Source organism: Maritalea sp. (assembly GCF_047634455.1).
In the GTDB taxonomy this organism is placed as follows: domain Bacteria; phylum Pseudomonadota; class Alphaproteobacteria; order Rhizobiales; family Devosiaceae; genus Maritalea.
Map to the genome: position 1 here is coordinate 1 of NZ_JBLIAI010000037.1, position 25,882 is coordinate 25,882.

A 25,882-nucleotide genomic window follows, 5' to 3' on the forward strand; every position below is an offset into this window, starting at 1 on the left:
AGATTTATGCTTTGCGCAAAAGCACTTGCGAGAGTTTGTGCATTAAGCGAATCAATTATTGGCAAGCGGCCTAAATTATAGGTCATCCCAAAATCGCAGATCGTTTGCTCGACCTCTGGTTCTGGATCACCAATAAACGCGACCCCGACGATGGTGCATCCGACTTGGCGCAGGGCCATTAGCGACATGAGACTATGATTGATCGTGCCAAGTTGGGTCCTTGCGCACAAAATGACAGGGGCATGCCAACGTGCAAACATATCCAGATAAAGCGTATCGCGGTTAAGCGGCACCATCACACCGCCCGCGCCCTCTACCACCAAAGGTCCGTCACAAGCTGGAATATTTAGGGCGTCAGGCGAAATCAAAACATCTTCCGCCTCAGCCGCTAAATGCGGCGATGCGGGCATTTTGAGGCGGTAGGTTTCAGGCAACGTAGGCTCGCCAGTCAGTCGCGCAACAGTTTCACTATCGGTTTCGTCTTCTAATCCGGCTTGCACGGGTTTCCAATAAGTCGCGTTAAGTGCTTGAACTAAGCCAGCAGAAAAAACTGTTTTGCCGATGCCGGTATCGGTACCCGTCACAACGATTGAATTACCCATTGGACCGCTCCGGCAGTTGCATCATTTCCATCTCAGCGTTCAAATCAATGAGCATTTTCTCGATGGTATCTAATGGCATGTTCAAAGTTATTGATATCCGCAAGCGCGCGGTGCCTTTGGGTACGGTTGGTGGGCGAATACCCCGAATGTCATAGCCTTTATCCTGCATCGCCTTCGCCAGCGCCATCGTTGGTTTGTCTTCGCCAATAACTATGGGGAGGATTTGACTTTGAAAGCCGCTCAGCCCGCAGATGGACTTGGCAAGTTGGTGCGTCTGTTTCAACAGTTCCAGTGCTGCGAGCTGACGTTTTGGATTGCTCTTGAGTTCATGCAATGCTGCCCGTACCAACGCCGCATTGAGCGGCGACGGCGCGGTGGAAAACACAAAACCACGGGCTTTGTTGATCAATGTGTCAATCAGCACCGCGGCACCGCATATCAGAGCGCCAGAAACGCCCAATGCTTTGCCGCAGGTGTGCAAAGATAAAACGTGAGGGTCGGACGCCATTGGATGCGTCAGTCCACGACCAAGATCGCCAAAAACGCCCGTTGCATGGGCCTCATCAACAACCAAGGTGCCGCCGCATTTCTTCGCCAACTCGTATAGGTCCGCAACCGGCGCCATATCACCATCCATTGAGTAGACAGCTTCACATGCGATCCAAACATGGCCCTCATTGCCTTCGCTTCGCCAAACTTCAATCTTTGTTGCAGCATCTGCGACATCGTTGTGCGAAAACTCTTGAGTTGCGGCTCGACCCAAACGCATACCTTCATGCGCGCTCGCATGTATGTAGTGATCGTACACAACCAGATCACCTTGCAGCGGGAGCGTCGAAAAAATTGCCATGTTGGCGACGAAGCCGTTGCCCAAGAACAGCGCACGTTCGACACCGAAAAAATCTGCGGCTTCTTGCTCCAGCAATTCGTGTTCGGCATCGTTTCCCCGCAACAGACGCGAACCGCCTGCCCCAACCGGCACGCCACGATTGAGCGCGTCAATGCCTGCCTGGCGAAGAACATCTGATCCAGCCAAGCCGATATAGTCGTTGGAGGCAAAGTCATGCCCAAGACGTGGAATGAGTTCGCGATATCGCGCGCGGTTTTTCAGTGCATCCAACACGCCATGATGGCGGGGGAATACATTCATTTTTTGCCGTCGCAACCCAAAGCCATTGCAGAAATGCCCAGCTTGTCGAACAGCAATGCATCTTTGTCTTCGCCCGGGTTGTCTGCGGTTAGCAATGTATCGCCAACAAAGATCGAGTTTGCACCCGCAAAGAAGCACATGGCTTGTAGCTCATCACTCATATCGGTGCGGCCCGCTGAAAGGCGGACATGTGATCGTGGCATCAAGATCCGCGCCAAAGCGATTGTGCGTACAAACTCAATCGGGTCGAGTTTTTGTACATCCGCCATCGGCGTATTTTCGATTGGGATTAACATATTGATCGGCACAGAATCGGGGTGTTCATCAAGCGACGCCAACGAGAGCAGCATGTCCACACGGTCCATTTGCTGTTCGCCCATCCCAACTATGCCGCCAGCGCACACTTTTATACCGGCTTCACGCACCCGGTTCAGTGTGCTGATGCGGTCGGCGAAAGTGCGGGTCGTAATGATTTCGGAATAATACCGCTCAGACGTATCGATATTGTGGTTGTAATAATCCAGACCAGCACTCTTGAGGCGGTGAACTTGATCGTCTTCTAACATGCCCAAGGTCATGCATGTTTCCATGCCCATATCCTTGACGCCCTGCACCATCGCTTCAAGAACTTCCATGTCTCGGTCTTTTGGCGAACGCCACGCCGCCCCCATGCAATAACGGCTCGCGCCACTTTCTTTCGCTTTGCGGGCTTCGGAAAGCACTTTTTCGACTTCCATTAGTTTTGAAGCCGAAAGTGTTGAGCCATTGCGTGCTGATTGACTGCAATAGGCGCAATCCTCAGCGCAGCCGCCGGTCTTAATAGATAGCAGTTTAGAACGCTGCACTTGGTTAGGATCGAAATTTGTCCGATGCACAGTGTGTGCTTGAAACAGCAAATCCATAAAAGGCTGGTTGTAAATTGCATCAGCCTCTTCACGGCTAACCACTTGCTTTTCAGACTGTTCGCTCACCAAATCCAAATCACCGCTCCGTTTTATAGATAATTCAATTCTACATAGCCAATTTTTAGGTTTTTTATAGATAAACCCGCAAATGCGCAAGTGTCATTTCGCCGCGCACCAGCATAGAAGGCGTGCTTTTGACCTTTATAACTGAGTTATGAGATTGAACAAGGGTGCGGCGAATAGGCAATTCTGCTACACCATCCCCAAGGTGAACTGGTTTCAACCTTTGCACAAAGCGTAGCGATACTTGAAATTGTAATTGGCGTTGGTTTCTTTGCGCGATGGCGCAATATGATCTTTGGCAAGGTCAATTTGCTGCAATTGGCAAGTTGTTAGGCTCGAACGTCTGGTCCCATTCAAGGACAAGGAACAGGTTCGTGACATAAGTTCGGCATAAGTCGCACCAATGTCAGACACTTGCCGCAACGAGATTGGCCAGCTCGCGCCGCTCCAATCCCATTCCGTTTGCAAAGGGCGGACCTGAGCCCGCCCCCGCTTAACTAGCATTTATTTTTTATCGTCGTTCATCATATCCTGTTGATCAGCGTCCATCGCATTTTGGTTTTCTGTTGAGTTCATATTGTTGCCTGACATATTTCCACCTGACATCATGCCACCTGACATCATGCCACCTGAATTCATGTTGCCCATCTGCTCAAAGGGTACAACAATCTCTTGGGCGGTGACTTGACCATCGCCATCAGCATCAAACGCTTGAAAGCGATCAACTGTTTGCTCGCTCGTGTGCGCAGCATGTAGCGCTTCAAATTCGGCCAGGGAAAGTGTGCCATTGCCATCGGCATCATAAGTCTTAAGGTCAGCTAGGAAGCCAGCAGACAGTTCCTCAGGTGTCAATTTTCCATCCTTGTTGGTGTCAAATACACTTCTGAGATGCTCAGTGTCGGCCATCATTGATCCGCCTGCACCCATCGCTCCAGAACCCATCGCTCCAGAACCCATGTTCTGCATCATCTGCATCATCTTCATCATGGATTGCATGCCGCCGCCCATCATTCCTGACTGCGAGCCGCCCATGCCGCCACCCATCATTCCAGACTGTGAGCCGCCCATGCCGCCACCCATCATACCTGACTGTGAGCCGCCCATGCCGCCGTTCATTTGGCCATTTCCAGACATCGCAGCTGCGTTGCCTTTGTTAGTGTTGTTGCCATGGTCGCTGCCATCATGTGCCAACGCTGCTTGCGCACCAAATGAGGACAAAACAAGAGCGATAGCACCTACTGTAAGTTTTGACATTTTTCAGTTTCCTTCTGGTTAGATCGAAACTTATAAAGAACGAGAATCGATCACTTTGCACCCAACGAAATGTATCAACGTGTCGCGAACCACGGTGTTTGATACAATTGGCGACAAATATCTAAGTGGCAGTGGTCAGGCGAGTGTATTAAAAGGAATTATGTCTCACATTCCGCACATATTAATCGTTGATGACCACAAAGAAATTCGCGAAAGCGTGAAACGCTTCTTAGAGAAGAGCGGTATGCGCGCTTCTGTCGCCAAAGACGCGCGTGATGCTGAAACAATGCTTGGTGCGGGTCATTTCGACCTAATCGTCCTAGATGTCATGATGCCCGGCGAAGATGGCCTTTCGTTCTGCACCCGTATTTCAAAACAGATTGATATCCCCATAATCATGCTGACAGCGCTGGGTGAAGATACTGATCGCATAGTCGGCTTGGAAATTGGGGCTGATGACTATTTAGCAAAACCGTTCAATCCACGAGAATTACTCGCGAGGATAAAGGCTGTATTGCGACGCGCACCACAAATCGAAAAACATGCCGGCACGCTGGCGGGCCAGAAGCTGCGTTTCGCACATCTCATTTTAGATGTTGATGGTCAAATATTGACGGACCAAAGTGGAAATCAGGAGCGATTAACAACGGCGGAGTTTAAACTCCTCACTGTCCTCATACAACGTGCGCGAATGGTCCTCAGCCGCGATCAATTGTTGGACTTAACCGTTGGAAAGTCTGCAGGGCCACTTGACCGAACCATCGACAATCAAATTAGTCGGTTGCGTCGAAAAATCGAAGTTGATGTTCTTAGACCAAAGATAATTACAACGGTTCGGAACGGTGGCTACTGTCTTTCTGTCGATGTTGAGGTTTTGGCGTGAATATCAAACCACTTAAACGATTGCCGGTTCAATTGGCTTTGCTGGTCATTATTGCGTTGGTATTTGCCCAGGTCGTTAGCTTGTGGCTTTTTGTCGATGAAAGAAATCTGGCGGTGCGCGAGGCGCTCGGCTTTGAAGCCATCGGCCGCGCGGCGAATGTCGCCCGGCTAATTCAGGAGGCCCCTGAGGAGTTACACGAAGCGGTGTTAAGGGCCGCAAATTCTCCGCTCATGAGGTTTGAGATATCAAACAAAGCTTCTGTTGAGATAAGCGAGAATTTCGATACAGGGATGATGGAGCCAAGAATACGAACCTTGCTGGGCAAAGAGTATGTTGGCGAAATCCGCGTGCAATTGCATCAGATCGAAGGGCAAATCCTGCCGATGCAACAGCTGCAGTTGGAAATGACCGAAATGCACCAAACCATGATGCAAGGAGAGTTGTCAGCAATTGAAATGAACTTAGCGATCGAATTGTCAAAGGAGAGATGGCTAAATGTGGGCACCAGATTCGAGAAGCCGCCTTTGCAGTGGCCGCTTTATTCGATGCTCACTTTCATATTGACCGCGGCAATCATACTTGGGGCCGTATTCTGGTTTTTGATGACCAGATTGACCGGTCCGTTGCAAAAACTGGTCAACGCGGCGAACAAACTGGGTAGAGGCGAAGACATAACCGAATTGCCCGAAGCAGGACCAACAGAGGTCCGTGAGCTGACGGCGGCATTCAACCGGATGCAGGACAGGCTAACCCGCTTTGTCGCGGATCGAACAAGACTGCTGGCCTCACTTGGACACGACCTACGTTCGCCGCTAACAGCCTTGCGCGTACGATCAGAAATGGTTGAAGACGACGAAACACGCAACAGTATGGTGAACTCCATCGAAGAAATGCAAATGATGGTTGAAGCTACACTTACATTTGCGCGCGGAATGTCGGCAAACGAACCCTCAAAAACCGTCGAAGTTGGTCAACTCTTAAAAGAGCTACAACAAGAACTGAACATCAGCTCCCCTCTATCTGTGGTCCTACGTGATGAACCTGAAATCCACGCCCGGCTAAAACCGACGGCATTCAAACGCGCCGTTCGAAACATATTGGAAAACGCCGTCAGATACGGCAAATCGGCGCGTGTTCAATCTTCAACTTTAAACGGCGCGTTCGCCATAGTCGTTGCGGACGACGGTCCTGGAATTCCAGAATCACAGATTGAGCGGGTTTTCGATCCATTTTTTCGTGTTGAAAAATCAAGATCGCTTGAGACGGGCGGGCATGGGCTTGGTCTATCCATCGCCCGTACAATTATCCGAGCGCATGGTGGCGACGTCACGCTTGAGAACATGCAAAATGGCGGCCTGCGTACCACCATTTCGCTACCGTTAGATAGTCTTGATCACCAAAAATGAGCAAAACCTACTAGGGATTGGGCCTAGCGGACGTTGCGGTGATTTGAGTGCTGCTCAACTTTCACCAAAACTGGCTGCAATTCTTTTTCATGCTCTTCGCCATGACAGGACTTGCCCATCTTCTTGTGCATGAAAATATGAGCACCGACACACAAAGCAAGGAGCGAAACTAGCGCAATACCATTCCCAAATCCTGAGGTTCCTCCGCCTGCGATGAAAAGGACAGCAATTGGCAGCACCATTATTGCGCAGCAGGCCATCATCCCGATATTCATAGATTTTGATGCCGCGGCATCGTTTGATTTTGGTTTGATTTCCATTTGAACATCCTATTCTACAGTTGGTTTGATATTGCGCCTTCCACCGCAGGGAAGGTCAAGGATACAATTGGTTACATTTGAAATGATGGGCGAAATTCGCGCCTATCGTTTTAGGTTGCGACCTGCCCTAATATACTTTGTGAAATTTGTTCGCGCATTATGCCTGAGACACTTGACCTTCCAGTCACTAGAAGGCTCAACCTAATAAAAATATATGGTGGGCTGCTACAATGAACAAACAACGCAATCTTACATTCTGTGCACCGATTGGGTGATGTATTCTTGTCCCTTTCATCCTCACGGGCGATCCATAAAGGTTGGACGATGACCTGCGGCTTGGCAATGGGTGCCGTATGTGCGGTGCTTACCTTATTGTTTGTCGAGCCTAAATTGACAGGTATCAAGGCCATGGCAGGTGCAGGTTTTATAATTGCACTCGTTGGTTCAATCTGGCTGTATTTTACAGTCGAATTGACGCCCGCTTCGACTATTTTGGCGGGCCTGAAAACGGGACTTTATTCATTTGGTCGGGTATCATTCCAACCATTCTCGGCGGCATACTTTTTGGTTGGTGGCTGTACCGAAATAAACAATACTCTTTTGCGAATGAAAGGCACGACATATGACTTCGTCAAGTAAGGTCACTTCTTTGGAAGACACAGCAAATATGGCGCCCAGTGGTCCGGACTTTGTTCTGATTGGTGGCACCGGTGACGTCGGACACCGGCTGACGCGGCTCTTGTTGGAACACACCAACAGCTCGATTACAATCGTCTCGCGCTCCGGCAACAAAGATACAAACCAGAACTCTGCAAGGGTTACTTATACCGCACTTGATGTAAAAGGCCCAAATGTTGCAGACGCGCTACCTCACAAGGCGGTTGTCATAAATCTTACCGAAGCGACGCCGCCTGAATTTGCGGCTCAGATCGTCCAACGCGGCGGATCATTCCTAGATAGCTCCGCAACACCGGATTATGTATCAAGCCTTGCGCAGGCTATTGGCGCTGCGGACGGAACCGGAACAGGCGTTTTATGTGTTGGCACCGCGCCGGGTTTAAGCACCCTCATGGCTGCGGACTTAGCCGCAACCAATGGTGTTGTTGGCATGGAGATTGGATTGGAATTGGGCATGGGCCGCCATTATGGGCCGGCTGCAACGGAATGGTTTTTCCGGGCCCTGGGCGAAGCATATGCGGTTCGCAACAATGACCGCATCGAAACAGTTCGACCAGGTCAAGTTCACCGCCGCTTTGTATTTGGTCAACACGAACCCGCCCGGCAGGCTCTAGGAATTGGATTTCCCGGACAGGGTATTTTTGGCTCTTCGCTGCCAAGTCAGGGTCAAGCAGTTCAAACTTTCCTCGCCGTTGACCCGCCATACGTTACGCGCTCATTGGGGATGTTGTTGGGCCTTGGCCTCGGTCCGTGGATGGCTCAGCGCGCCCGTGGCCTTACACGCCTGATGATGCGATTGCCCGGATTGGGTGCATCGCGCACCAGAATTGTGGCAGCGGCCCAGATGGCTAACGAACAACCTAGTTCTTCCCATCATTTCACTGGCGGTGACCAGGCAGAACTTACAGCCGCGATGTTGCTCATCACCGCTTCAAGCATTGATGGAACTCTTTCGGGCAAAAACGGTCTAACGACAATTTCTGATCATTTGACCTTGGGAAAAGCGTTGGCGCAGCTGCATGTCATTTTGCCAGATATGGAAATCAAGTTCTGGACGACATCTACGTAGTACCAAAGGGAAATTGGCAATTCACGCATGCCATCGGAAGTCGCAGAATTCGGCTCCGCCTGCAATTGTATTTGTGCGTTCAAGTCTGCCGCCCCACTTGGTTGCCAAAGGATAGTCAAGTTTACAGGCGGTTTGCACACACAGATCTGCCGCATCGTGGGCGATGAAGAATTCTGCCATCGGACATTTCTGACAATCGAATGCCACCGTTTGTGGACCGCTTTGGACATCGCTCCATTGATAACTCGGGCTTCCAAAGGGAAATGTGCGAAAGAGATTTGTGGCTATTCTCAACCGCTTGGCAGGATCTTTTGTTACCGAACGTGCCATCAATAGCGGCAACTCGCCCATTCGATCGTAAAATCGCCAACCGATCTGATAAATCAGCTCCGGGGCTTTGTGCGGATCAACATTGTTTGCCAACATGGCTTGATGCATGGCCAAGATTACAGCTGCGACATGGGTGGTAAAAACCGCGCCTGTGGTTGGCTGCACGAGAATGCTTTTCTCAAGTTTTTCATAATTCTTCCACGTTAGCTCCAGTACTTGGTCAACGGGAAACGAGCTATCTTCTTCGAGCAGAAAACGTCTTGCGTCTTTTACAAAAAGCGAGCGCCACAAACCATTATTGCTTGCAAAGCGCTCGAGTTGGCCCATTAACGCTGAGCCAACCTGATCACCAATTGCTGCAGACGCTGATCGATCCCAAACCTGATCAATTGCATCTGCGGGCGGTAACTCGCCTAGCAACAAAAGTTCGGGCAGCATTTGATTTAATCGATCCGTCAAGTTGGTGTGCGAAAGCGCTCTGTTCGCCACCAGTTCTGCAACAAATGGTCGCGCAATCTTTTCAAATCGAACGTCAGGGGAAAGTGTAAAAATCAGCGCTTCTGCTGTAGTTAAAGCCTTAGCGTGTAACAATAGCTCGCTGGGAAATATGAAGCCGAATTCATAACCTGCCTGCATCATCTTCAAATACACTTTGGCGAAGCTTGTTTCAGTTAGTGACGAATTATAGAACTGATCGGCAAGCGTTTCAAAAACCGCTTGGAAGGCGTCCTCATCAGCATCGGGTAACTTGTGCGTCTGGGCCACAAAGTGAGAAAATGCGCGCTTGGTTTGGCGTTGCACAACCGCCAAAAGATAAAGAATGAACCGGTTACTCTGTGCTGGGGTAAGTCGACCGACCATGCCAAAGTCCATTAGCGCAAATGTTCCATCGCCGTAAAAGCGAATGTTTCCTGGATGCAGGTCCGCGTGAAAATAGCCATCTGAGACAAACATTCTCAGGAGCACCTCAACCAGATGCGTAACCAGTGTCTCGCGCGTCGTGGTGTCCAGTTCCGCCTTCATTTTGGTAAGCGATAGACCATTAACCCAGTCCATGGTCAGTATTGTGGTGGACGTATAATCCCAATAAACCGACGGAAGTTTGACATACTGAAGGTCAAAAAGATTTTGCGCGAACGTTTCAATCGAGTGACCCTCGGCTGCAAAATCAAGTTCGTCCAAAGTATAATTTTTAAACTCACGGACAAAAGCTGGCAGATTTGCGCGATTTGTTCGGCCGGGCGAAAGGCGCGCTAACCACCGAACGCCCATATCCAAAATTTCAAGATCACGAATGACGTCGTCTGCAACATTTGGACGCTGCACTTTTACCGCAACGTGCGTCCCATCGTGCAACGTTGCCTCATGTACTTGAGCGAGCGTTGCCGCCGCAATCGGTACGGGGTTGATCGTTGCGAACAACTCACTGGCTGGTTGCCCGAACTGCGCGAGCAGATGCTGAGATATTTGTTCCCATGGTACTTGGGGTTGATCCTCTTGCAGTGATGCAAGAGCGCGCGTGTATTCGCTCGGCAGCAGATCGGAACGAGTGCTGAGAACTTGACCCAGTTTTACAAAAACAGGGCCCAGATTGATCAATTTTTCAACAAGTAAACTCGGACTATTTGAATTGCCTTTTCCGCGTTTAAACCGCCGAAGGGAAACTACTTCCCTTACGAAAAACACAACAAATTTGATCAGCCGAATGAAACTCAACACAGTCGGTTCTCCACTTCATTCTGACCTATATGCCTGTTGTTGCGAGCAAACTAGATTTCTGCTTGCGCAGGCTAGATGCCCGCAACAACGCGATTGGCAGCTTGGACTTATCCGTGCGCGTCTTCACCTTCGGTTTCAGCGTGTTCCATCAGCTCGATCATCTCTTCTGGCACATCATCCATCGAGAAGTTCTTTTGTTCCTCGACGTTGTGGACGAACGCGGTGATATCAGCAAGTTCTTGCCCGGACAGTTCAATCACATCGCCCAGTTCGTCACGCTGCAGCATCACCATGGCTTCTGCGCCACGCCACATTTTAGCTGCAAATTCAAATGGATTCATTTGCGGATCCATGTCAGCGGCGTTTAGTGATGGTGCATCTTCGCCACCAAGTCCATTAATGCTGTGGCAGACGACGCAGCCTTTTGAACCGAACAGCTTTCGGCCATTCTCAACATCCATACTCGGAATAACCAAACCTGGTGCTACCATTTTCGGTTGTGCTGATTGTGCAAATGCAGCGTCGGCAAACGATAGTGTTGCCAATGTGCTCGTTATCGCCAACACCAGTGTTGGTATGTATTTAGCGTTTTTCATATTGTTTCCTTTTCTAAAAAACTAGTGATCATTTGTTGCAGTTTGGCACAACTGTGTTGCTGCTAAGCACCCAGCTTGTGTATCATAGCGTCATATTCGGCATGGTCAATTTCACCCTTGGCCAACCGTTCTTTGGCGATTTCTTCAGCTCTGTTGCGCGTTGCGCGTTGGTCACCATTTGATGAGCCAGAATTTCCGCGTAACAACAGTACGATGAGCAAAATGACGACGCCCCAAAACGCGACCATCATCAAACCGCCAAACATCATGCCACCCCAACCGATGCCAGGATGCATCCATTCAACCCACTCAGTAGGCGCAGGAGTTTGGGCCAAAGCCACACTCGGAACGGCTAGCGCCGCGGCGGTGCCCGCTAAGTATGTGTAGTATTTTTTCATTGAAGTTCTCCTTTTTAGTCTCCGAACAATGTCGCTGACATTAGATTTTGTTGATTGCTTGGGCCAAGATTGCCGACACGTCAATTTGATTGCTTTGATGGCGCACAGTGTTGCAGCTTACGACTTTACCGGCTCCAGCATCCAAGAGCGCTTGATAAGAACCACCAGCAAAGATGGCGTGAACGCCGATGCAAGTCGGTGCCGACATGTTCGCTGCGCGCAAGTGTTTTACGGTTGCAATCATTGTTTTGGCTGATGATACGATGTCATCCACAATAACCGGCGTGTGATCATACCATTGCTCTACATTTGGCACACTTACTACTACATTCTCGTCGCCATATCGTTTCTTTTCCAAAACCATCCAATCTGCGCCAATACCATCAGCAACTGCGCGGACCCATTGCTCACTTTCAGAATCTGGACCCACAAGAAGCGGCTTTTTGACATTGTTGGCAATCCAGTCTGCCATCACTGGCGCCGCATGTACGACCGCCGTTGGTACCGAATATATCTCTGAAAGAGAGTTTCGGCGGTGCAGGTGCGGATCAACAGTTACTAACCAATCTATTGATTGCGACACGATGCCCGCAAAATGTGTTGACGTTATGGCTTCGCCTGGTTTGAAACGCTTATCCTGCCGCATATAAGGCAAATATGGTGCCACCAGACCAACCGAATTTGCACCCAATTCCTTTGCCGTCATGGCGGCAAACATTATTGGCAAGGTTTTTTCATCTGGCCTGTCAAGCGGTGCGACCAGTATGATATCACGCCCATGCAATAATTCTGGAAGGCGAAGATATGTTTCCCCATCAGGAAAGCGGCGCGTTTCAACAAATTGCATGTCAGCTGAAAGAACGTCGCATAGACTTTGAGCAAGTGGGAAAAGTTCGGGGAATGGGATAACAATTTTTTTCATGTCACCACCGCAAACTTTATGATGTCCGGATTAGAATTTACATATTCACGTGCGTAATCCATCTCACCCAATGATTCAGTGTGCAAAGTAAAAACGGGCTGCCCTGATGTTAGCACATCGCCCAGTCTTACGTGCATTGTAATACCGGCTGCTTTTGCATCTGGTGCCCCTGCTAACTTTGCCGCCTTTGCGAGTTTTCTGTTATCAATTTCCAAAACTTGTGCAGCATGCTCCGCCTCCACGGTAAAAGTGTGCGGCGCTGTTGGAGGTTCGCGCATGCCGCCTTGGGCTGCGCAAATACGCTGAAACTTTGTCCATGCGTTGCCATTTTCTAAGACTTCTTCTGCGAGCCGAATACCCGCCCCGACATGGGCGAGCTCTCCCAGTTCCAAGATAGCGCCTGCAAGCAAGATTGACCGACTGCGAAGGTCTTGAGGGGCGTCTGTTTTGTTTTGCAATACCGCAAGGACATCACGGGCCTCCAATGCGGGACCAATTCCTCGGCCAACTGGCTGTAGCCCATCGCTAATGATTATACTCGTTTTTAGGCCGAACGTGTTTGCGACGGCTGTAAGACTTTTTGCCAGATGCTCAGCCTTTTGTGTGCTTCTAACCTTTGCGGTTGGCCCAACTGGAATGTCGATCACCACATGCGTTGAACCTGCTGCGATTTTCTTTGACAAGACAGAGGCGATCAATTGCCCCTCACTATCAAGGTCCAAGGCCCGTTCGACCCTTATTAACGTGTCGTCGGCGGGGCTTAAACGAACGGCCCCTCCCCAAGCAATACAACCACCTTCAGCCTTCACAACCCGTTGCATTTGCTCAACCGACAAACTGACTGGTGCAAGGGTTTCCATTGTGTCAGCCGTACCGGCAGGCGAGGTAATGGCCCGCGACGACGTTTTGGGAATTATCAGGCCCGCAGCTGCGACGATGGCCACAACAATTGGCGTCGTCCGGTTGCCTGGCAACCCGCCCACACAATGCTTATCAACAATCGGTTGGCGTCCCCATGACAGTTGATCGCCGCTTTGCACCATGGCGTGGGTCAGTGCCACGATTTCATCGTGATTAAGGGCGCGTGCAGAACATGCGGTGATAAAGGCGGCTAATTCAACGTCAGAATACCTTTTTGCAACAATGTCTTCAATAATTGCACTGGCAGACGCGGCATCAAGCCTTTTCCCGTAAACTTTGCCGCGCACTTGATGAAATGAGGCTAGCGGCTGCGGATGACTGACCCCAATATGCCCACCTTCGTGCGCATCCAAAGCCTGCCACGTGATTTCAGCAAGGCCGATTTCGCCGTTTTCTAGCAAACCATTCTTAACATGCATTAAGCGCGCAGTTTGAGTTTTAATGCCCCTAGTCAGGAGCACACGAGCAGGAACGGAGAACCCCTCCGATTTGCACACATGACAATCCTCTCGCATAAAGACGACATGTTCATGCTGTGTTTCCACACCAATTCGCCGGGCGCGAAGTTGGCTGGTGCTCTTGTTGACGCCTATATTTTTGTCAGAAAGTTGTACCATCAAGTCAGCTCGACGGTTTCAAGATAGTTGGGCAACACACAATCCCATCCCAACTCAGTTTCGATTTTTTGTTGTAAAGCTTGTGCGGCCGTGGGCTCGCCATGAACGATAAAAGTTTTGCGTGGCACACTGCTAAAACCATTGAGCCAACGCATAATTTGATCGGCATCGGCGTGCGCAGACATCATGTGTAAATTAACGACTTCGGCATTAATTGGAACATCTTGACCGTGAATCTTGACACTCTTGGCCCCATCACACATCGCTGCTCCACGGGTACCGGCAGCTTGAAAACCCGCAAACAGAATTGTGTTCCGGGCATCTGTGGCGTAATGTTTTATGTGATGCAACACACGGCCACCGGTTGCCATTCCACTGGCAGAAATGATGACCTTTGGCATCACGTTGGAATCTAATGATTTTGATTCTTCGACTGAATTTACATACCGGACGGCATCACAAGTGGCATCGCACTCTGCGGCTGAAAGCCGGTGAATATCCAAATACTTACAAAAAATCTTGCTGGCGTTCACAGCCATTGGACTGTCAAGATAAACAGGTAAATCCGGTATCCGATCAGCAGATTTCAGCCTTTGCAAATGGTACATTATCGTCTGCGACCTGCCCACAGCAAAAGACGGAATTATGACTGAACCGCCCCGCTTTGCTGTGCGGTTTATCACGTCCGCCAGCGCTGTTTCGGGGTCTTGTTTTTCGTGCAAACGGTTTCCGTAGGTGGACTCCACCAATAAGTAATCTGCATGCAGAATTCGGGTCGGATTCACCATGGTCGCAGCATCATATTGGCCAAGATCACCTGAAAACACGATTGTTTTTCCGCCCGCATCTAAAATGACGCTGGCAGCGCCAAGAATATGCCCGGCTGGCACAAACCTAACGTCAATCTCACTGTTCAGTTGCATTGTCTTGTCAAAACCAACGGAACGAAAATGCAACAAGGATTTTTCAGCATCTTTGGTGGTGTATAAGGGCTTTGCCACTTTGTGTTTCGAGTAGCCATATTTATTGGCAAGATCGGCTTCGCGTTCGTTGAGATATCCACTGTCCCGTAAAAGGATTTTGCATAATTCATGTGTAGCGTCGGTGCAAAAAATGTCGCCCGAAAATCCGTTTTTGACGAGCGCAGGAATGTAGCCGCTATGATCAATGTGTGCGTGGGTCAAGACGATGGCATCAATGGTGCTCGGTTCGACAGGAAACTGTTGCCAGTTTCGTTCCCGAAGCTTCTTAAAACCCTGATACATGCCGCAATCAACAAGCACACGCGTGCCGTCGAGCTCGAGTAGATATTTGGACCCGGTTACTGTTCCAGCCGCGCCAAGAAAGGATAGTTTGGGCATCTGTGACAACCTCCAGCATCTCAACAATACATTCGAAGTGAAGAAACAACTTCAAGTCAACGCTTGAACAGTGTCAGAGGCAGGCCACATTCTCTTTGATCCAAATCAACGCCTGAAGCAAATTCAAGTGAGAGTGAGTTTTTAGCATCTATTCTCACAAGTAATATGCAAAAAGGACCAAATCAAATACACAGATGCAATGCGAACCCGGCAGTCCTATACGAACATCGAACCGATTTTGATGGCTGCAATCACCCGGCGATGTCGCTGCCGCACAGTTCTTTTTGCTGCCCGGCGCGTTTGCTGGGGGCTCTGGCGGTCGGCACCATTTTTGCCGATTTCTCCGGCAAAGTTTCGTCCTTGGCCAAGTAATCACGGGTCAGCGGAACAATATCGACGCTGTGCGAAAGCTGGATCTGGAACACCACCAGACCGATGTGGCGAAATGCGGCTTCGCAGGCAGCAAGGTAGAATTCCCACATCCGGCAGAATCGCTCATCATAGAGTGCCACAACCTCGTCGCGGCGTGCCATGAAACGTGTGCGCCAAGCTTTCAGCGTCTGGGCATAGTGCAGGCGCAGCACTTCGATATCTGTCACCACCAGCCCGCTTTTTTCAATGGCAGGCAATATTTCGGAAAGTGATGGAGCATAACCACCAGGAAATATGTATTTGCGGATCCAAGGATGGGGCGCGCCTGGTACGGTGGTGTTGCCGATTGTGTGAATCATCGCCACGCCGTCCTCCTTCAGAAGCTGCGCAACCTTGGCAAAATATTCGCCATAGTGCCCGGCCCCGACATGTTCAAACATGCCGACAGAGACGATACGGTCATAGCGGCCAAGTTCCTCGCGGTAGTCACGCAGCACAAAGCGTGCATGCTCTGTCAAACCTTCTCGGTCGGCGCGCGCCTGAGCATATCGCTGCTGCTCGACCGACAGCGTCACCCCGGTCACATCCACACCAGCTTGGCGGGCCATGAACAATCCCAGGCCGCCCCAGCCGGAGCCGATATCGAGCAACTTCTGCCCTGGTTCAAGACAAAGTTTGCTTGCGATATGGCGCATCTTGTGCGTTTGGGCCTCTTCAAGGGTGTCCTCAGGCGAACTAAAATAGGCACAAGAATATTGCCGTTCGTCGTCGAGAAAGAGATCATAGAGTTCGTCGGACAGGTCATAGTGATGTGCGACGTTTTTCTGGGCTTTGCCGATTGGGTTATGCATTAACAGCGACCGCACCAAACGCTCCAGCCTCTGCTGTACCCGGCGCAGACCATAGCCAGGCCCGACACCGGCATTGGACAGGCAAAGATCGAGAAAACCAAAAATATCACCATCCTCAACTGTCAGTGTGCCATCACACCAAGCTTCGCCAACAGCCAGATCGGCATTGAGTGCGATGCGACGAACAGTTCGCCAATCACGGATCGCAATCGAAACCTTGGGTGAGCCTTGGCCGAAATGTCGCAAAGTCCCGTCCGGCATGCGGAGATGAAGCGTACCGCGCTGGATCAATGTGCTAAGCGCCTGCTCAAGAACCCATCCGAATAGGCTCGGCCGGCGAAGGCGCCGGGTTGGCGCTGCGTCGAGATTGTAACTTTCAGTCATGATATCCTCCATTTGTCCGGCTACATCGTTGCGACATCAGATCAAATGCCGTGTTCGTAGCTCTGTGCAGGGCGCAACCCCAACTGCAGGTTTGGTTTGCATTTGCGCGCCCCATTTCATCAGGTGCCAAGTTTTTCCCCTTCAGCATGGTCACCGTGCTGGCACCAAACACAGTCACAATTGATATGGTCGCAGCTCGGTTCAGCCAACGATGCGCGATACCACCGCTGAGCAAGCGGCAATAGCAGGCGTTTGAGCGCCGATGTTTCGTAAACTCGTTTTAGTAACCCGCCGGCGTCTGCTCGGGCCAGTCGCCTGACCGCCAGCTTCATCCCAAGCTCTCCAGCCAAATTGAAAAAAAGTCGATTGACCACGCCAGCTTTGATCAAAGGGCCAAGCTCGGCTTGCCAGCGGGCGGTGTAATTGCTGTCATCAAGGATGCTCTGTGCCGCCAGAACCCCGGAGCGGATCGCATGGCGCATACCGAACCCGGCCAGCCCATCCTGAAACCCGGCATGTTCGCCAATCACCGGATGGCCGCCCTGCATGGCGGTCGTTGGTAGACGTACATTGCCAAATCCGCTGAAGGGGCGCGGGTTACGCATTTCAAGACCCGCATTCGTCCGAAAGAATGCGACGGTGGCGGCTAGGTGTTTTGCCTGGTCGCGAAAGTTGGTGAACATGCAGCTGGCGACCGTGCCGCGCCCGCTATGCACCAGCAGATATGCATAACCGCCCGGTGCAACTGCGTGTCCCAGCGCCAGCCAAGCGCCATCAGGCATCTCAGTTTCAAATAATTGCCCCGCAGCGATGATCCCAGCTTGACGCGGCCCTGCGGCCAAAACGCCAGCTTCGTCGAACTCGCGCACGCGATCATTAAACCGGACGTCAACGCCCGCAGCAATTGCCTGTTTGAGCAAAGCGCGATCAAGCGTTCCCTCAGCGGGTCCACGACGCAGCAGATAAAAAAGCGGGCGCCTGCCCTTTACCGGATAGCGGCGGCCGGATGGGTCAAAGACCGTTCCTGCATCGAATGCATGTCGCTCAAAATCAGTTGTAATTCCAGCGCCGGTAAGCTCGTTCAGAACGTCCTCGTCGCGGGTCCAGTTCTCCAGGCCCTGAAAATCGTCGTGAAACCTGTGCCCAACATTTGGCTTCCATTCGCGCACGACAACCCGTCGTCCAGCTTGCGCCAAAACAATCGAACAAGCCAACCCTGATGGGCCTGCTCCGACGATCGTAATGCTGCTTTGTGTGGACATGAGTTTGTTCCCATTACCTCTTTCTTAGATTGGTCGAAACGCCCGAACCAAATTGCGTCAAGACGCCTATAACGAGCCGTCCTGGTTCAGCCCGCCCCCCGATAGTCAGCGCCTATTGATGCTTGAATTTTCTGTTTGATTTGCATTGGTTGCGCTCTCCTCACCGCTTATGCCGATCACTTTGTTGACATTGACATCTGATTGGGTTTTACCGCCTTCACCATGTTGATGACCGCCTTTGTGGCCTCCATGTCCGCCGCCATGGCCATGGCCACCGCGCCCATGCATGAAAAAATGTACGCCAATGAACCCTCCGAAAAACAGGATTGAAACCCAATTCTCTAAAATCCATTGCATGGCCATGTGTCCTTTTCCAAAGCGTGACATTTTATCAACGCTATATATAAGACGCCGGCCAACGCGGAACATTACAGGGCAAAAAAATCTTGACGTCAAACGGATCGCGTAATCGAACCAATGGCAAAAACTGTGCAACACATTGACGTTGCTTCATGTTCACCTTTCTCTGTGTTCTATCGGAATTCCTTCAATTCAATGACCCCGCGCCAACGCACCCTGCGCCAACTGCTCGCCACCCTTTGGCTCACCGCCATCCGACTTGCCATTGAGAAGCCTTAGCGCATTCATCACCACAAGCAGCGAGACGCCAACGTCTGCGGCAATCGCACCCCACATCGAGGCCATGCCGAATGCGGTAAGACCGACAAATACGGCTTTGGTGGCAAGCGACAGACCAATATTTTGGCGGATGATCCACATCGTGCGGCGTGAATGCGCAATGAGCCACGGCACCTTGCCGATATCGTCGTTCATCAACGCGATGTCGGCAGTTTCGACCGCGGCATCCGAACCGATAGCGCCCATAGCGATGCCAAAATGCGCCCGCGCCATTGCTGGTGCGTCGTTGACCCCGTCGCCGATCATCGCCACCATATCGTGGTTAGCAACCAGCTCTTCGATTGCCGCAACTTTGTCTTCAGGCAACAGTTCGGCGCGCACTTCGTCAATGCCGACCGCGGCGGCGACCGCGCGTGCCGTGCGCGCATTGTCACCCGTCAGCATGACGATTGTCTTCACGCCCTGTGCGTGTAGCCGCGCCACGACGTTGCGCGCATTTGGGCGGATGCGATCACGCAATTCCAAGACACCCAGCAGGCCATTGTCATCTCCCACTGTTACCAGCGTATTGCCAGCGCTTTCGATCTGATCACGCAAATCGTCAGGCAGCGTGCTATCGCCCCCTTTTTCTGCGGCGAACCGATCTGAGCCAAGCCAGACAGTGCGCCCGTCGATTACGCCCTCAATGCCACGGCCGGGAACAGTTTGTGTGTCTGTTGCCGCTTTCGCCGTAATGCTGTCACGTTTGGCTCGGCCCAGAATGGCTCGTGCCAAAGGATGCGACGACCGCGCTTCCAGCGCGGCGGCGACAGTCAACAATTCACTTTCCGACGTGCTCCCCAGAGGGAAAACACCCGCTACTTCAGGCTCACCCTCAGTGATGGTCCCGGTCTTGTCCAATGCCAGCGCGGTGATCCGCCCCGGTGCCTCCACATAGGCACCGCCCTTGATCAGCACACCATTGCGCGCCGAAGAGGCAAGGGCGGCAACAATCGAAACTGGCGTTGAAATCACCAATGCGCACGGACAGGCGATAACCAGCAGCACCAGCGCATTGTAGAACCAGTAGTCCCAGGCACCAGCAAAGGCGAGCGGCGGCATCACCGCGATGGCAATCGCCATTAGCATGATGACCGGTGTGTAAATGCGGGCGAATTTTGCCACCCACTGCTCGACCTCGGCCCGGCGCGAATGCGCTTCGCCGACCATACGGATGATCCGCGACAGCACTGTATCACTGGCTGGCTTAGTGGCGCGCACAGTGAGCGAACCGTCGCCGTTGATTGTACCGGCATAGACATCGTCACCGGGCTCTTTCGCCACCAGCGCACTTTCGCCAGTGATTGGTGCTTGATTGACACCGCCGATGCCATCAACCACCTCACCGTCAAGCGGAATGCGGTCGCCGCCGCGCACCACAAACCGGTCGCCGACTGCGACCAGCGCAGCCAACACATCTTCCTCGGTGCCGTCGTCACGGATCACCCGCGCCGTTGGCGGGGCCAGATCGAGCAAAGCAGCAACCGCATTGCGCGCGCGCCCGACACTCCAGCTTTCCAGATAGAGCGAAAGTGAAAAGAAGAACGCAACTGTTGCCGCTTCAAAATACTCGCCCAGCCAAATTGCTCCCGCAACGGCCACAATCATCAAGAGGTTCATATCAGGCGACAAGCGTCGCGCCGAAGACCAGGCTTTGGGGGCGACCAGCCAAGCGCCGAACACGATGGCGGCCATAAAGAGCAAAATCTCGATCAGCGGCATCGAAACTTCTCCGTGCCCCGAAAACAGCCGCGCTGCGCCGCCAATGCCACTTTCGACACTGTGGTAGCCAAATCCCACCACCCAGAAACCGCCGCTTAACGCCGTAAAGAGTTTCTGCCGCTTCAGATGCGCGGCCTGATCCGCAGCCGCGCTTTCTGCATCCCAAGGCATTGCGCTCATGCCAGTGCTGCCAACCAGTTTGATCAACTTATCGTCGGTCAACGCCTTGCCTGTGTCCAGAACGGTCATTCGACCGTTAATGACATCAAAGGCCAGATGCTCAATGCCACCGACCTCCGGCCCCAACACATTGTTCAGGATCGCCACCTCTTCGGCACAATCCAGACCGTTGACGCGAAAACTGCGGCCATTCGCGTTTACATCCCCCACAGGGCCGATATCGCCACACATTGCGTCGCCACCTGAACCGCAACTGGCGCCAGTAGAGCCCTGCTCGTGGTTGTGGTTGTGTGCATCTTCAGGCATTGGTGTCTCCTTGGTGTCTCCAGTGAATCATTGATCTTCAGAAAGATAGGACCTACAGTCACTAGAGGTTCAAGACTATTCTCAAGAAATTTTCGACTCGTGCCATCGCAGAAATTTGCCGAGCCGCAGATTTTCCAGAAACTGTTGGCATCGCAGATCAAACCACAAACACATACGCTGAGCTTTGGTGCCATATTTGCCAACAAATCGCCTTGACTTCAAATTGCGGTGTCAATATTGATAATGAGAACCATTCGCAATAGTCAGTATAATTAATGCCTCACCCGAAAAATAAGCTATCTGCCTTCCCAGGGAACGGTGGATGGAAAAAGAAGCGGCGCGATCCGTCCCTTCCAGAATCCTATCATTCAGTTGCTGTCCGGCCGGGTTCCTTTTGGCGGCGCTTTGCTTCCTTTTTCGGGCCAGGCTATCTTGTCGCGGTGGGGTATATGGACCCGGGAAACTGGGCCACGTCATTAGCTGGCGGGTCGGCATTTGGCTACACATTGCTGTCGGTCATTTTGCTGTCGAACTTCATGGCGATCCTGCTGCAAGCGCTTGCCCTGCGGCTGGGTATTGCCAGCGGCCGCGACTTGGCGCAGGCTTGTCACGATGCGTTTCCCGGCTTGACCAGCAATGTGCTGTGGGTGCTGGCCGAGGCGGCCATCATCGCCACCGATTTGGCCGAAGTGATTGGCACCGCCATTGCATTGAACCTGCTCTTTAACATACCTTTGGAAATTGGTGTGGTTTTGACCGCGCTCGACGTATTTTTGATTTTGTGGCTACAAAACAAAGGGTTCCGCTATCTTGAAGCAGTGGTCATTGCCTTAACAGCCGTGATTGCCATATGCTTTGCCGTACAAATGGCCTACGCCGATCCTGTAATTGGCGACGTGCTGGCTGGCTTTATTCCGCAGGTAGACCTGATCACCTCACCGGTAATGCTTTACCTTTCGCTTGGTATCATCGGTGCCACCGTGATGCCGCATAATCTTTATCTGCATTCCTCGATCATTCAAACCCGCGACATTGGCGATACGAAAGAGGAAAAGCGTCAGGCAATCCGGTTTGGCACCATTGATTCAACGATCGCCTTGATGTTTGCCCTGTTCATAAACGCTTCGATCCTGATCCTTGCTGCGGCAGCGTTTTATACAACAGGACAGTTTGAGGTCGCCGAAATTCAGGATGCCCACCGCCTGCTGGACCCAACACTTGGCACCACGCTTGCGGGAACGCTGTTTGGAGTGGCGTTACTGGCCTCCGGGTTAAATTCCACTGTCACGGCAACGCTATCTGGTCAGATCGTCATGGAAGGGTTCATTCGCCTGCGCGTTACACCCGTTGTGCGTCGCCTGATTACCCGCGGCATAGCGATTATTCCGGCTGTATTTGTAACCGTGTTCTACGGCGAGAGCGGTACCGCGAAATTGCTAGTCGCCTCGCAAGTGGTCCTAAGCTTACAACTGCCCTTTGCCATCGTGCCGCTGATCTGGTTCACGTCTGACCGTAAAAAGATGGGCGACTTGCCTGCGCCACGTTGGCTGACATCTATTTGCTGGCTGATTGCACTGGTACTGATTGTTCTGAATCTAAAACTGATCTTTGACGTGGCAACGGGCGCTGTAACATTCTGATCCATTAGGCTCTGGCTTGTCCTAATCTGTGTGTCTTTATCGTGGCCCGAGAGGGTCTACGATTTCATGCCTTCGTGAGATTTTCAATTCATTCTGCCAACCGACCGGCGCACTCGCGACGAAACAGCCACAGCCAAAAATAGAAGGCAAAAGTGGCGCATCACCGTATCTGCGTTGTGCGCCCATTGTGCAAAATCTAAGCTTGGACCTGCAATTCCATCGGGTACGCAAGGCTGTCAGTTCAAAGTTTTTCTGCAATAGAAATATAAATTTGCAATATCTGGTAATCGATTCCACCATGAGACGTCTATGTATGTGTAGGCGTATTGTCATAAGTTGACATGGCGTTGTAACAGCCGTCAAATCCAACGGACGGCAAATCAAGTCTTGGTGAAAGGTCGGTGTAAAGAATGAACGCATTAACCCAATATGCGATTTTGCTTGGCCTGACGCTTGGTGCGGTGGGGTTTGTCGTTAGCCTTTACGCGCTTGCCCGTGCAATTGGCCGTGTGCGCGATGAGCCGGGTAAGGATGTGCCTGCCACCGCCGGCTCGCTGTCTCGCGACCCCGTCTGGGTCCGGTATCACGCCAAATATTATGGCTATGCTTTGTTGTTTCTGGCATTTGATATGGAGATGGCCTTCATGTATCCGTGGGCGGTTGTCTATCGTGAGGAAGGGCTCGTGGCCCTTCTGGATATGGGTGTGTTTCTTGCGATTTTGTTTCTTGGCCTACTTTACGGCTGGAGCCAGGGCGCGTTGAGGCGTCAGGAATGATCGGTGCGCGCGATGGGGCGATGACCGTTCTGCAACGGATTGTCGCATTTGCCATGTCGCGCGATCTTCGCGGGTTTGTCGTGCCAGGTACGGATGTGGCGCGGGCAGCTGGGCTTGATCTTGGCGCGACGGGGATGCGTCTGTGCGCCTCGCCTCGCCACGCTAATGTTTTGATTGTTATCGCCCCACTGCCTACGGGTCTGGCGGACGCTGCTAGCGTCGCCTATGCCCAGATGCCGCGCCCGCGCGCCATATTGGCGTTAGGCAATGGTGATCTGTCCCCCCTGCCCGACGCCGACGCAACCGGGGCGTTGACCCAATCGGGTCTTGTTGCCGCCATCGCCAATTTGCGCGAGGTGTTTGCGGCGCGCTCGTTCCAGTCCCAAGCGCCAGATTTTGATGCCCCCGCGCTACGATCCCGCATCGAATATACTTGCCCGATGCACCCCGAAGTGGTGAGCGATGAACCCGGTAATTGCCCGAAATGCGGCATGACCTTGGTGCCGCGTGAAACCGCAGCATCGCCACATGACGGCCATACGTTGCCCAAAAAGGAGCACAAGATGTCCACTGAGAACCCTGCAAAACCGATAGCTGCCAGCCACGATCATAGCAAGCATGCAGCGGCTGAAACGCCTGCGCAATATACATGCCCAATACATCCCGAAGTGGTGAGCGATAAGCCCGGCAACTGCCCAAAATGCGGCATGTTTTTGGTGCCAGTTGATGCCACGGACGAGCATGAGGGCCACGGTGAAGGTCATGACCACGGCCACGACCACAGCAAGCACACCACCGCTGATGCACCCGCGCAATATACCTGCCCAATGCATCCCGAAGTGGTGAGCGACAATCCCGGCAACTGCCCGAAATGCGGCATGTTTTTGGTGCCAGCAGATGCCACGGACGAGCATGAGGGCCACGGTGAAGGCCATGGGCATGGCCACGATCATAGCAAGCACGCCGCCGTTGATGCACCCGCGCAATATACCTGCCCAATGCATCCCGAAGTGGTGAGCGACAAGCCAGGTAGCTGTCCGAAATGCGGGATGTTTTTGGTGCCAGCAGATGCCAAGGACGAGCATGCGGGACATGGTGAAGGCCATGGGCATGGCCACGACCACAGCGGACATGGCGAGCACGGATCTGGTGAGATGAAAGACGGTATCGAGGCGCATTTTATGTCGATGGTCGACCTGACCCGCGACATGCCTGCCAGCACGGATGGGCTAAAAATGGAGTGGATCGACGTGCCGTTTGGTCCATTTTTTCCCGGATTGCCCAGCGGGTTGCGGCTTGATCTGACACTGGACGGCGACGCGGTCGCGTCTAGTTTAGCGCAAAGTGCGATTGCTGAACGCGCGGTACTGCATGAGGATGCAATGCAACCGGACACTTTTGCAGACGACCTTGCGGCCATGTCGCCGCTTAGTCCGACAGCCTACCGTTTACTGGCCTGTCTGGCGCTTGAGCAGGCCGCCGGACAAAACGTGACAACCGATATTGCCCGCGCGCGCGCCGCCGCAGTGGAGCGCGAGCGGCTGGCAAGTCACCTTGGCTGGCTTACAGGTTTCGGAGCGCAATCGGGATTTACATGGTTGCAGACACGCGCCGCCGCTTTGCAATTGAAAACGCGCGACGCGACGCAGGCTGAAATAGCAGCACTCGCACCAAAGATCACGGCGCTTTTGACGCGGGTGCTGCATACGCCGCTGCTCAACGCGAGACTAAAAGGAATTGGCCACTTGCAGAGCGGTGATGCCATGACTGGCCCTGTGGCACGGGCGGGTGGAATTGCTCGTGATGCGCGTAGCGATGATCCTGTCTATGCAGGGCTTGGCTTTGTTGTGCGTACATCATCGGGTGGCGATGCGCTGGCGCGGTTGGCGCAGCGCTGTGCAGAGATTTCACAAAGTCTTGAATTGATCTCGCAGGCGGGCGCGATGACCCAGCCAGAACCGCAGAATATCGGCACGGCCTCTGGCACCGGAGAGGCCGTGGTTGAAACGCCGCGTGGTGCCGCCCGTCTCAGCCTGACTTTGCAAGATGGCATGGTCACAGCAGCTGATATTGGCACACCAACGGTGGCGCATGTCGCCTTAATCGGCGCGGTTGCAGACGGTCAGGAATTAGGTGATGCGCTCACAGGGATCGGCTCGCTCGACATCAGCCCATGGGAGATGATTGTTTGACCATATTGGTTATTTTATTGTCGCTTGCGGTAGGGGCCTATCTGATTGCAGTGCTGGAAAGCTGGGCGGTGCATGGGCGGTTACAGCTTTCGCGTCCTGCGATGTCCGCGCTGGCGCTTTTGGGGCGCGAAACGCTTTTGGCGCGCAAGTCGGATCGGTTGTTTTTTGAGGTGGCGCCCGTTCTCTTGCTGGTGGTGGGGCTGTTGGCAGTGGCGGTCATTCCGCTGACGCCCGGTCTGATTGTCACTGATCTGGCGACGGGGGCGTTGTTTTTAAACGCAGCGCTGGCCTAGGTGCTGGTGGCGTTGATCATGGCTGGATGGGG

General features: G+C 52.4%; 22 protein-coding genes and 2 pseudogenes. 9 read left to right on the forward strand and 15 right to left on the reverse strand.

The window, feature by feature from the left end; genetic code table 11:
* From bioD to ACJAZW_RS10260, 4 genes are all read right to left on the reverse strand, one after another.
* Positions 1 to 602 (reverse strand): dethiobiotin synthase (bioD, locus tag ACJAZW_RS10245; protein ID WP_415157716.1); only part of this gene is annotated, 602 nt, incomplete at its 3' end.
* On the reverse strand, positions 595 to 1,752 hold the full coding sequence (locus ACJAZW_RS10250) for an 8-amino-7-oxononanoate synthase (protein WP_415157718.1): 1,158 nt from the start codon (positions 1,750 to 1,752) through the stop codon (positions 595 to 597). The genes bioD and ACJAZW_RS10250, both read right to left, overlap by 8 nt.
* Entirely contained in the window at positions 1,749 to 2,732 is a 984-nt protein-coding gene (bioB, locus tag ACJAZW_RS10255) for a biotin synthase BioB (RefSeq protein ID WP_415157720.1), read from the reverse strand. Before bioB ends, ACJAZW_RS10250 begins: the two co-directional genes overlap by 4 nt.
* 492 nt (positions 2,733 to 3,224) lie before the next feature.
* The gene (locus ACJAZW_RS10260; RefSeq protein WP_415157722.1) at positions 3,225 to 3,974 is read right to left on the reverse strand and encodes an EF-hand domain-containing protein; all 750 of its coding nucleotides are present in this window, start codon (positions 3,972 to 3,974) and stop codon (positions 3,225 to 3,227) included.
* Positions 3,975 to 4,134: 160 nt separating this feature from the next.
* Here ACJAZW_RS10260 and ACJAZW_RS10265 point away from each other — a divergent pair, with 160 nt between their 5' ends.
* Positions 4,135 to 4,857, forward strand: a complete 723-nt coding sequence (locus ACJAZW_RS10265) for a response regulator (protein WP_415157758.1) — start codon at positions 4,135 to 4,137, stop codon at positions 4,855 to 4,857.
* Complete coding sequence (locus tag ACJAZW_RS10270; protein WP_415157724.1) at positions 4,854 to 6,263, forward strand: ATP-binding protein; 1,410 nt, start codon at positions 4,854 to 4,856, stop codon at positions 6,261 to 6,263. Before ACJAZW_RS10265 ends, ACJAZW_RS10270 begins: the two co-directional genes overlap by 4 nt.
* 23 nt (positions 6,264 to 6,286) lie before the next feature.
* On the opposite strand, the gene ACJAZW_RS10275 is transcribed toward ACJAZW_RS10270, so the two are convergent.
* On the reverse strand, positions 6,287 to 6,583 hold the full coding sequence (locus tag ACJAZW_RS10275) for a DUF2933 domain-containing protein (protein ID WP_415157726.1): 297 nt from the start codon (positions 6,581 to 6,583) through the stop codon (positions 6,287 to 6,289).
* Positions 6,584 to 6,907: 324 nt separating this feature from the next.
* On the opposite strand from ACJAZW_RS10275, the gene ACJAZW_RS10280 reads away from it, so the two are divergent.
* Both ACJAZW_RS10280 and ACJAZW_RS10285 read left to right on the forward strand, forming a co-directional pair.
* A complete protein-coding gene (locus ACJAZW_RS10280; protein WP_415157728.1) occupies positions 6,908 to 7,222 on the forward strand; it encodes a hypothetical protein in 315 nt (104 codons plus the stop codon).
* Entirely contained in the window at positions 7,206 to 8,330 is a 1,125-nt protein-coding gene (locus ACJAZW_RS10285; RefSeq protein WP_415157730.1) for a hypothetical protein, read from the forward strand. The genes ACJAZW_RS10280 and ACJAZW_RS10285 overlap by 17 nt, the downstream gene beginning before the upstream one ends.
* 21 nt (positions 8,331 to 8,351) lie before the next feature.
* On the opposite strand, the gene ACJAZW_RS10290 is transcribed toward ACJAZW_RS10285, so the two are convergent.
* The 10 genes from ACJAZW_RS10290 to ACJAZW_RS10335 form a co-directional block, all read right to left on the reverse strand.
* Entirely contained in the window at positions 8,352 to 10,379 is a 2,028-nt protein-coding gene (locus tag ACJAZW_RS10290) for an AarF/UbiB family protein (RefSeq protein ID WP_415157732.1), read from the reverse strand.
* Between the two features lie 107 nt (positions 10,380 to 10,486).
* Positions 10,487 to 10,975, reverse strand: coding sequence for a c-type cytochrome (locus ACJAZW_RS10295; RefSeq protein ID WP_415157734.1), 489 nt, complete (start codon positions 10,973 to 10,975; stop codon positions 10,487 to 10,489).
* Positions 10,976 to 11,037: 62 nt separating this feature from the next.
* Positions 11,038 to 11,373 (reverse strand): hypothetical protein, encoded by a 336-nt coding sequence (locus ACJAZW_RS10300; protein ID WP_415157736.1) that lies wholly within the window; start codon positions 11,371 to 11,373, stop codon positions 11,038 to 11,040.
* A gap of 40 nt (positions 11,374 to 11,413) precedes the next feature.
* The gene (locus ACJAZW_RS10305) at positions 11,414 to 12,295 is read right to left on the reverse strand and encodes a ribose-phosphate pyrophosphokinase (protein ID WP_415157738.1); all 882 of its coding nucleotides are present in this window, start codon (positions 12,293 to 12,295) and stop codon (positions 11,414 to 11,416) included.
* Positions 12,292 to 13,833: a thymidine phosphorylase family protein gene (locus ACJAZW_RS10310; RefSeq protein ID WP_415157740.1), complete on the reverse strand. Its 1,542-nt coding sequence runs from the start codon at positions 13,831 to 13,833 to the stop codon at positions 12,292 to 12,294. The genes ACJAZW_RS10305 and ACJAZW_RS10310 overlap by 4 nt, the downstream gene beginning before the upstream one ends.
* The gene (locus ACJAZW_RS10315) at positions 13,833 to 15,194 is read right to left on the reverse strand and encodes an MBL fold metallo-hydrolase RNA specificity domain-containing protein (RefSeq protein WP_415157742.1); all 1,362 of its coding nucleotides are present in this window, start codon (positions 15,192 to 15,194) and stop codon (positions 13,833 to 13,835) included. Before ACJAZW_RS10315 ends, ACJAZW_RS10310 begins: the two co-directional genes overlap by 1 nt.
* Before the next feature lie 251 nt (positions 15,195 to 15,445).
* The gene (locus ACJAZW_RS10320) at positions 15,446 to 16,801 is read right to left on the reverse strand and encodes a class I SAM-dependent methyltransferase (RefSeq protein WP_415157744.1); all 1,356 of its coding nucleotides are present in this window, start codon (positions 16,799 to 16,801) and stop codon (positions 15,446 to 15,448) included.
* Positions 16,802 to 16,920: 119 nt separating this feature from the next.
* Positions 16,921 to 18,063: an NAD(P)/FAD-dependent oxidoreductase gene (locus ACJAZW_RS10325; RefSeq protein WP_415157746.1), complete on the reverse strand. Its 1,143-nt coding sequence runs from the start codon at positions 18,061 to 18,063 to the stop codon at positions 16,921 to 16,923.
* A gap of 105 nt (positions 18,064 to 18,168) precedes the next feature.
* Positions 18,169 to 18,420, reverse strand: coding sequence for a hypothetical protein (locus ACJAZW_RS10330; protein WP_415157748.1), 252 nt, complete (start codon positions 18,418 to 18,420; stop codon positions 18,169 to 18,171).
* Positions 18,421 to 18,615: 195 nt separating this feature from the next.
* Positions 18,616 to 20,949: a heavy metal translocating P-type ATPase gene (locus ACJAZW_RS10335; protein ID WP_415157750.1), complete on the reverse strand. Its 2,334-nt coding sequence runs from the start codon at positions 20,947 to 20,949 to the stop codon at positions 18,616 to 18,618.
* A gap of 275 nt (positions 20,950 to 21,224) precedes the next feature.
* On the opposite strand from ACJAZW_RS10335, the gene ACJAZW_RS10340 reads away from it, so the two are divergent.
* The 5 genes and pseudogenes from ACJAZW_RS10340 (at position 21,225) to ACJAZW_RS10360 (ending at position 25,850) form a co-directional block, all read left to right on the forward strand.
* Positions 21,225 to 22,589: an Nramp family divalent metal transporter gene (locus ACJAZW_RS10340; protein WP_415157752.1), complete on the forward strand. Its 1,365-nt coding sequence runs from the start codon at positions 21,225 to 21,227 to the stop codon at positions 22,587 to 22,589.
* 410 nt (positions 22,590 to 22,999) lie between these two features.
* Positions 23,000 to 23,365 carry an NADH-quinone oxidoreductase subunit A gene (locus tag ACJAZW_RS10345; protein WP_415157754.1) on the forward strand — a complete coding sequence of 122 codons (366 nt, stop codon included), beginning with the start codon at positions 23,000 to 23,002 and terminating at the stop codon, positions 23,363 to 23,365.
* 440 nt (positions 23,366 to 23,805) lie between these two features.
* A pseudogene (locus ACJAZW_RS10350) lies at positions 23,806 to 24,429 on the forward strand (heavy metal-binding domain-containing protein); the annotation flags it as partial.
* Positions 24,430 to 24,900: 471 nt separating this feature from the next.
* A pseudogene (locus tag ACJAZW_RS10355) lies at positions 24,901 to 25,557 on the forward strand (NADH-quinone oxidoreductase subunit D); the annotation flags it as partial.
* Positions 25,554 to 25,850: an NADH-quinone oxidoreductase subunit H gene (locus ACJAZW_RS10360; RefSeq protein WP_415157756.1), complete on the forward strand. Its 297-nt coding sequence runs from the start codon at positions 25,554 to 25,556 to the stop codon at positions 25,848 to 25,850. The pseudogene ACJAZW_RS10355 and the gene ACJAZW_RS10360, both read left to right, overlap by 4 nt.
* Positions 25,851 to 25,882 lie beyond the last annotated feature (32 nt).

Coding starts and splice junctions, on each gene's coding strand:
- ACJAZW_RS10250 (WP_415157718.1), bottom strand. CDS start 1,752: ATGAATGTATTCCCCCGCCATCATGGCGTGTTGGATGCACTGAAAAAC.
- ACJAZW_RS10275 (WP_415157726.1), bottom strand. CDS start 6,583: ATGGAAATCAAACCAAAATCAAACGATGCCGCGGCATCAAAATCTATG.
- ACJAZW_RS10285 (WP_415157730.1), top strand. CDS start 7,206: ATGACTTCGTCAAGTAAGGTCACTTCTTTGGAAGACACAGCAAATATG.
- ACJAZW_RS10335 (WP_415157750.1), bottom strand. CDS start 20,949: ATGCCTGAAGATGCACACAACCACAACCACGAGCAGGGCTCTACTGGC.
- ACJAZW_RS10260 (WP_415157722.1), bottom strand. CDS start 3,974: ATGTCAAAACTTACAGTAGGTGCTATCGCTCTTGTTTTGTCCTCATTT.
- ACJAZW_RS10330 (WP_415157748.1), bottom strand. CDS start 18,420: ATGCAATGGATTTTAGAGAATTGGGTTTCAATCCTGTTTTTCGGAGGG.
- ACJAZW_RS10345 (WP_415157754.1), top strand. CDS start 23,000: ATGAACGCATTAACCCAATATGCGATTTTGCTTGGCCTGACGCTTGGT.
- ACJAZW_RS10315 (WP_415157742.1), bottom strand. CDS start 15,194: ATGCCCAAACTATCCTTTCTTGGCGCGGCTGGAACAGTAACCGGGTCC.
- ACJAZW_RS10310 (WP_415157740.1), bottom strand. CDS start 13,833: ATGGTACAACTTTCTGACAAAAATATAGGCGTCAACAAGAGCACCAGC.
- ACJAZW_RS10265 (WP_415157758.1), top strand. CDS start 4,135: ATGTCTCACATTCCGCACATATTAATCGTTGATGACCACAAAGAAATT.
- ACJAZW_RS10320 (WP_415157744.1), bottom strand. CDS start 16,801: ATGACTGAAAGTTACAATCTCGACGCAGCGCCAACCCGGCGCCTTCGC.
- ACJAZW_RS10280 (WP_415157728.1), top strand. CDS start 6,908: ATGACCTGCGGCTTGGCAATGGGTGCCGTATGTGCGGTGCTTACCTTA.
- ACJAZW_RS10295 (WP_415157734.1), bottom strand. CDS start 10,975: ATGAAAAACGCTAAATACATACCAACACTGGTGTTGGCGATAACGAGC.
- ACJAZW_RS10340 (WP_415157752.1), top strand. CDS start 21,225: ATGCCTCACCCGAAAAATAAGCTATCTGCCTTCCCAGGGAACGGTGGA.
- ACJAZW_RS10325 (WP_415157746.1), bottom strand. CDS start 18,063: ATGTCCACACAAAGCAGCATTACGATCGTCGGAGCAGGCCCATCAGGG.
- ACJAZW_RS10305 (WP_415157738.1), bottom strand. CDS start 12,295: ATGAAAAAAATTGTTATCCCATTCCCCGAACTTTTCCCACTTGCTCAA.
- ACJAZW_RS10300 (WP_415157736.1), bottom strand. CDS start 11,373: ATGAAAAAATACTACACATACTTAGCGGGCACCGCCGCGGCGCTAGCC.